The following is a 6,676-nucleotide window of genomic DNA, read 5'->3' as shown; positions in this document are numbered from 1 at the left end:
TGCGGTTTAATTTACTTGCTGGCATATACAATTTAGATTGGGTGAAAGATAAACAATTAAATTGATTGAAAAATGATTTATGAAGGAAGTCTATTATATAATTATAAAATATAATGTTGTGTTTCTGTTCTCTGATTTAATAACTATTTAATTTAAAATAAACTATTCATATTTATAGACAATCAGCGTAGTAAAGAGAGGGTTTAATGAATTGTTGCTGTGACAATGACTTATATTCTTAATATTTACTTTATGATTATAGTTGGTGATCTCTTCTCTTAGCCATTTGTTAATGGAGTCTTTTAAATCTTGAATTGATTTAGCTTTAAAAAATTTTATTTTGGAAATTTACTAAGCTCACCTGTCTGATAAATAGATTAGATCGTTAAATTTTTGTAATACTTTTTATTTGTAAATTTTTTAATATAAAAAAGTGTTTAGTAATGTTTAGAAATAATTTAAATTAAATTTAAGATTTTGATTTGTATTAATATTTATTTTTAATAATAATGCTTTTTACATAAGTTTTCATTATTTAAAGAAAAGCTATAGAAGAAGGGCTTAAAGATTACAATAAAAATGCTACTAATATAAGTGTTCAAATACATTAAAGAGGTATCTCATGTTAAAAACGATTATTACTTTGGGTACAGGTGTCGCTTTGGGTTGTTATTATAAATCTCACAAGGATAAGAGTAGATTGTCTGATGATAAAAAAAGTGATGCTCATGGTTTAAATGAAGAGGTTAAAGGGAAAAAAGTTTTGAGTAAATTTATGAAATAAATATAGATTAAAAAAGAAGCTTAAATCAAGCTTCTTTTTTAATGAATTCCTATCTTGGTGATTTTCGGATATAGACATATACTTTTTTAAGTTATATGAAGTAACAGAATTAAAAATGGTTCATTTCATAGAGCGTAGGTCAAGAACCTTCAAAAACATATTAAAATTACTGATGACGAGGGTTCTTATCGGCAAAAGTTGGAGGTGATGGTAGATGATAAAAGTAACTCCAGAATAAGATAGCTTGAAATAAACTGGCTAAAGTTTTTATTTGTGAAGTAAAACAATATACCAGCTCAGGTTATGGAAAATAGTCAGGGTTATAAAAGTATAGAACCTATTATCTATTAACTAAGAAAAAATAGAGGTACAAAGTGATGAATAATCTATTATTAAAAATTTTAACATTATGTTTTGTATTCAGTGTAGCTGGATGCGAAAAAAATAAAGACGCTGATACAATGAGTCGAGAGGAGACAACGACTCCCCATGCTTTAGAAACGGAACCAGTAGAAATAGATCATTCTAGAGAGGCTCAGTTACATGATGATTTACAACATGGTAGTTCTGCTCCTGTTATGAATGAAAATGATGAGGCAGGTTTAACAAATGATAATACTCAAACAAACTTATCAAGTAGAACTCCTTCTAATTAAAAACTAAGAATTTTAAGGATGTTGTGGTTAAGAATTTTCTATGAAGTTTTTAACCACAATTAATTTATGATCTTTGTGCTTGGAGATAAAAATTAATTCAATATCTTTATATAAATTTATAACTTGTGAACTTTGTCACAAAAAACCTTATTTGTGATACCTAGAATTTTTTCTAATGTACTTTCTATGTTTTTTTTACGAGATTTAATTTCATAATTTAAAACAATAGACTTCCTTCATAAATCATTTTTCAATCAATTTAATTGTTTATCTTTCACCCAATCTAAATTGTATATGCCAGCAAGTAAATTAAACCGCAGGTTTAATCTTTTACGACGATTTCTATATACACAAGATAAAATCTTAAAACATTTCATCCTTCCAAATACATGCTCTACTTGAATTCGTCTACGACCAATCTCTTTATTTAACTTTTTTAATTCAGAATCTAGTTTTTCAGTTTTCTTTGCTTTAGATGGCATGAGGCATCCAAAACCCAATTTCTTTATCCCTAAATAACCCTTATCAACGATAAAAAAGGGCTTAAATTTTAATTTCCTCATGCTTTTTTTAAATATTTTAAAATCATGCATGCTTCCATGACTTCCACATACACTCAGTATTTCACCTGTTATATAGTGCATAGATAGCTGAAATTTAAAGGTATGTCGCTTTTTTTTACCGCTATACCATTTCTTCTGTTTTTTTTGGACGTTGAACTAATATTTCAGTGGCATCAATCACAACAACTTCCCAATCCACTTCATCTCGATTAGGAAGTTGTTTTGGCAAGTTGAATTTTCCAGAACGGATTAAGGTATCTTCAATAACACGTGTGATACGAATTGCACTCGTTTCAGATACACCGTAACTCATACCAAGATGGAAAAATGTTCGATATTCTCTCCAATATTCTATACATAAGAGCAAACGATCTTCCAACGGTAATTTATGCGGTCGTCCTTTACCAATATGACGAGGTAAATGCTTATTTAGCTCGGCCAACATGAGGTTAAATGTAGCCCAACTAACACCGGTAAGCCTACGAAACTTAACGTTTGATAATTTTTGAATATCTTTGAATTTCATCCAAGGATTATCTCTTGAATTAAATAATTTTGCTGATTAATTTAAGATCAAATAAATTGTACGTTTTTTGATTTATGACGGAAGTCTAATATTAACAATGGGTTACTTTTATTTCTGCGAAAATTTCTGAAGGATAAAATAAAGGAATTAACAAATGCCTCAGTACTTAAAATTAGCAGAGAAAATTTATAGTAATTTAAAAATATCAAAAGGATTCTCTGATGATCCAGTTGAGGATCTTAATAATTTGATGATTGAGTTAAGAAATACAGTAAAAGATACAAATTTTAAGATGCTTCATCATTATATCGATTTTGAAGAATTATTAATGAACTCACAGAATGCGCCTATTAATATTGATATAAGTATTTTACCAAAGAGTAAAAATAAAGATGAATATATATTGTGGCTTGCGAGTTTTGTAGAAAAAGTCACGATCCCCACTAAAAAAATAAAACAACCTATAAAGGATAAAGTTATTCAACCTAGCTATTGCTATGATGACTTAGGGAATATTGTAGATAAAACAAAAACAGATGAAGATGCGATAGTTTTATATTTTAAATATAAAGAAACTACAACATAAAATGGGTTAATGAAGATGGGATGTAGATAAGGAATTAGCCAGGCTTGTAATAACTTTGTGTAAATTATCTTATATAATTAGCCAGTCGAACTCCAAACAATATGCTAAAGCGACTCGCTGTAGATTTCCCGTTATGGATAGGCTGCGTCCATTTTTAATTACCATTCTTATTATAGATATTATTATATTACATAAAAAAATGAGCTTATTAAAAAATAAGCTCATTTTTTACAGCATGTCAGTTTTATAATTTATCCCAAGCATCTTTAACTGCTTGTTTAGCATGTTCCCATTTTAGTCTAGATTCAGCTTTTAGCTCTTCCCATGATTTCTCTAAACTACCTTCGACATCTTCGAACTGAGTATCACGGTCGTATTCAGAGCGTGCTCGACTACCAAGTTCATAAGCTTTTGAAAAATCTCGGTCATAATCTAAATCTGGTGTATCAAGTTGAGCTTCTTGATAATAGGGACGGGTGACATAGCTATTACGCCAATGATCATTTGGATCAATAGTAACACGTGGATTTTGCTGATTTTGATTTGTAATATCTACTTCTTTCATTAGAATTCTCCGAATCACTAATCGAATGAATATAAAATTTAGGAGAATATTTAACTATTCTCCTAAATCTCTTCGGATCTAAAAATAATCAAATATTACTTTTGTTGATTATTTTGATTCGATCCTTGACGATTAGCGTCTTTTTGGTTTGAACCTTGTTGTTGAGAATCGCGCTTGTCTTGCTGTTGCTGATGTTGTTGCTGGCGATTATCATCATTTGGTTGTTTTCTTTGCTGATTGTTACGTTCTTCATTCGGTTGATTATTTGTATTACTCATGATCGTATACCTCATTTAACTATAATAAAATTATCTGAGTACATCAGATGGTTTTAGTAAAACATATTTTTTTATTTTGAGGTTGAGTAGCATGTTTCACTATATTTAAATGTAATTGTTTTTTTATATTAACTAATTAATTAATAGGGACTTGTAGATATAACAGTCTTAGATACAAAAACATTATTTAATATAAGTTCATGTATGTACTACAGGATGAAACAAACCAAAAAATATATTCTCAGCTTATGATATTTTCAATTTTTTTACATATATCTATCAAAAGTTTCTGTAGTTTTATTTCTGGTTTTCCTTTATATTCAGCTCTAAAACTATAAATCTTGTTTTTATAATCAATGGGCTTTGTTGCACAAACCTATCTGTAAAGGCTTTTTCAGCGATATAATTTTCAAATGAAGAAGCCTACACACAAAATCTACCGCACAACCAATTGGCCCGCATATAACCGAGCACTCATTAATCGCGGAAATATTGCCCTTTGGTTTGATCCTGCTACGCAATGGTATGCTCCATCAAAAGGCAAACAAGGGCGAAATCAAACCTACTCCGACGCAGCCATCCAATGCTGCTTAATGATTAAATCCTTATTCCGTCTATCTTTACGTATGGTCACTGGCTTTGTGCAAAGTCTGATTAAACTTTGCGGATTAAATTGGACCGCACCAGATTACAGTACGCTTTGTAGAAGACAAAAGCATATTGATATTGTAATCAGCTACCAAAAAAGTAGCGATGGGCTGCATCTACTCATGGACTCTACAGGCATGAAGTTTCTAGGTGAGGGCGAATGGAAACGCAAGAAACATAGACCTGAATATCGTCGCCAATGGCGTAAACTTCATATTGGTATAGATGCTAAAACCCTACAAATACGAGCAGTTCAGCTTACAACCAATAATGTCAGTGATTCACAGGTGCTTGGTGATTTACTTAATCAGATTCCACAAGATGAGCAGATTAACTCTGTTTATACCGATGGAGCTTATGACACCAAGCAATGCCGTCAGGTCATTGCAGATCGGCAAGCGCATGCGGTGATTCCACCTAGAAAAAATGCGAAACCATGGAAAGATACAAAGAGTAGCTCGCTAGAGCGAAATGAATTACTTCGAGCAATTAAACGTTTAGGCAGGACACTATGGAAAAAATGGTCAGGCTATCATCGGCGAAGTTTGGTTGAAACTAAGATGCATTGCATCAAATTATTAGGAGATAAACTCAGTGCAAGGAGTTTTGATAGCCAAGTGAATGAGATCCATGCACGTGTAGCAGTCCTTAACAGATTTACGGAATTAGGTCGCCCACTTACCCAAGTTACGCCTTAAATTTGGCTCAATTAGGGGCGCTTTGCATTTCAAATCTTTGTGCAACAAAGCCTAATCAATGCAATAGAAGAATGTACCTACAGGTTTTTCCTTTGATTCAGATCCACCTTTTTTCAATAAGCCCGTACATGAAACATAAATGTCGGCTTTAATTTTTTTCTTCCCTTTTTTAATCATTTCTTTACTTACTTGCATTGATTCAGCGGTATGCCTTTGAATTAACTTGGATGAAATTTTAAGTAAGTCTTCTTTTACACTTAAATCATAGCAGACCAAGCTGCCTACTAAGATATTTCCAGAAAGTGGGTTGAGTGAGAACTTGTAAGACAAATAACCGGCAGAAGCACTCTCAAGGAAAAATATTGTTAATTTTTTCTTAGCCAATATGTTACATGTAGTTTTTAACATTATTCGATCATCTTTTTTAACGATTGATTAAATTATTGAGTATTTAGTTTATTTGTTTTCATTTTAAATAATTCAAGATATTGGATTGTAATTCTTTCATTTTATATATGTTTGAATAAAAGGCATTTTTTAAAATAATATGTTTTCCTGTTAACGTGCTTTAACAAAAAGTTGGTATGAATAAAGTTTGATAGTCGTAAGCTTGTTTTATATTTTCAACTTGGAGAGTGAAAATGCCAGTTGTCGTCAAAAAAAGGTTACTTGATTTGATACAGGATGATCATCAAAATTATTATGAGTTAGTTTCTTTTTTCCTTGACGGGAATATTGCTAACATTGAAAAAGAGAAGAAGTCTATCAATTTATTAAAAAAGGAACTTGAACAAGTATGTTTAGATGATGTTGATTTTCCCGATCAAATTGGTGATATAAAGCACTGGTATTTAGAGGAAAATAAAAAAACAGGTAATGCCTATCAAGATTATATAAGCCGAAGACAATTAAGTGGTCAGCGAGAATATTTTAAAAATATAGGTCAAGCCTTTGAATTTCTGATTAAAGTCTCACCGATAAAAAAAGTTGATGGCTCTTGGTTATATAGTATTGTGAATTATTGGAATGATCCTGCATTTCATGATCTTATTTTGATTTATTTGGAGGAATTGGGGCTGGGTTCAGCTAAATCCAATCACGTATGTATTTATGATGATCTTTTAAGAGTTCTAGGTTTAGATGATTTTGAGCTTTTTCTCGATGATGAATACTATCACCATGCCGCAATTCAATTGGCTTTAGGGTATGCACCCCCAGATTTTATTCCAGAAATCGTAGGATTTAACTTCGGTTATGAGAAATTGCCTTTGCATCTTCTGATCACTAATGGCTTTGTTGCATAAAAATTCTTCAAGATACTGATTTTTAAGGATTTGTTTAAATTTCAATCCAAAAATAAATTAAATAAAAT

At 31.0% G+C, this 6,676-nt stretch carries 7 protein-coding genes and 3 pseudogenes; 5 read left to right on the top strand and 5 right to left on the bottom strand.

Annotation, left to right across the window (positions count from 1 at the left end; all coding sequences use genetic code 11):
* The first annotated feature begins 622 nt into the window (after positions 1 to 622).
* Both F991_RS17695 and F991_RS13005 read left to right on the top strand, forming a co-directional pair.
* Positions 623 to 784: a hypothetical protein gene (locus F991_RS17695; RefSeq protein WP_004668748.1), complete on the top strand. Its 162-nt coding sequence runs from the start codon at positions 623 to 625 to the stop codon at positions 782 to 784.
* A 377-nt stretch (positions 785 to 1,161) separates the two neighbouring features.
* On the top strand, positions 1,162 to 1,440 hold the full coding sequence (locus F991_RS13005; protein ID WP_004668746.1) for a hypothetical protein: 279 nt from the start codon (positions 1,162 to 1,164) through the stop codon (positions 1,438 to 1,440).
* A 254-nt stretch (positions 1,441 to 1,694) separates the two neighbouring features.
* Here F991_RS13005 and F991_RS17265 read toward each other — a convergent pair.
* Positions 1,695 to 2,087, bottom strand: a pseudogene (locus F991_RS17265) (transposase family protein); the annotation flags it as partial.
* A gap of 37 nt (positions 2,088 to 2,124) precedes the next feature.
* Positions 2,125 to 2,529 (bottom strand): transposase family protein, encoded by a 405-nt coding sequence (locus F991_RS12990; protein WP_000669095.1) that lies wholly within the window; start codon positions 2,527 to 2,529, stop codon positions 2,125 to 2,127.
* A gap of 154 nt (positions 2,530 to 2,683) precedes the next feature.
* On the opposite strand from F991_RS12990, the gene F991_RS12985 reads away from it, so the two are divergent.
* Complete coding sequence (locus F991_RS12985) at positions 2,684 to 3,115, top strand: hypothetical protein (protein ID WP_004671986.1); 432 nt, start codon at positions 2,684 to 2,686, stop codon at positions 3,113 to 3,115.
* 244 nt (positions 3,116 to 3,359) lie between these two features.
* Here F991_RS12985 and F991_RS12980 read toward each other — a convergent pair whose 3' ends face one another.
* Together F991_RS12980 and F991_RS12975 are read right to left on the bottom strand one after the other, a co-directional pair.
* Entirely contained in the window at positions 3,360 to 3,680 is a 321-nt protein-coding gene (locus F991_RS12980; protein ID WP_004671985.1) for a hypothetical protein, read from the bottom strand.
* A 95-nt stretch (positions 3,681 to 3,775) separates the two neighbouring features.
* Positions 3,776 to 3,958, bottom strand: coding sequence for a hypothetical protein (locus F991_RS12975; protein WP_004671984.1), 183 nt, complete (start codon positions 3,956 to 3,958; stop codon positions 3,776 to 3,778).
* 413 nt (positions 3,959 to 4,371) lie between these two features.
* Here F991_RS12975 and F991_RS12970 point away from each other — a divergent pair, with 413 nt between their 5' ends.
* The gene (locus F991_RS12970; protein WP_004669181.1) at positions 4,372 to 5,304 is read left to right on the top strand and encodes an IS5 family transposase; all 933 of its coding nucleotides are present in this window, start codon (positions 4,372 to 4,374) and stop codon (positions 5,302 to 5,304) included.
* Between the two features lie 57 nt (positions 5,305 to 5,361).
* On the opposite strand, the pseudogene F991_RS12965 reads toward F991_RS12970, so the two are convergent.
* Positions 5,362 to 5,712, bottom strand: a pseudogene (locus F991_RS12965) (CinA family protein); the annotation flags it as partial.
* Positions 5,713 to 5,945: 233 nt separating this feature from the next.
* On the opposite strand from F991_RS12965, the pseudogene F991_RS12960 reads away from it, so the two are divergent.
* Positions 5,946 to 6,587: pseudogene (locus F991_RS12960) on the top strand (iron-containing redox enzyme family protein); the annotation flags it as partial.
* Between the last annotated feature and the right edge of the window lie 89 nt (positions 6,588 to 6,676).

This window comes from Acinetobacter sp. CIP-A165 (assembly GCF_000367985.1).
Lineage (GTDB): Bacteria > Pseudomonadota > Gammaproteobacteria > Pseudomonadales > Moraxellaceae > Acinetobacter.
The sequence above is the reverse complement of the archived record's forward strand: the minus strand, read 5'-3'. Positions and strand labels throughout refer to the sequence as shown.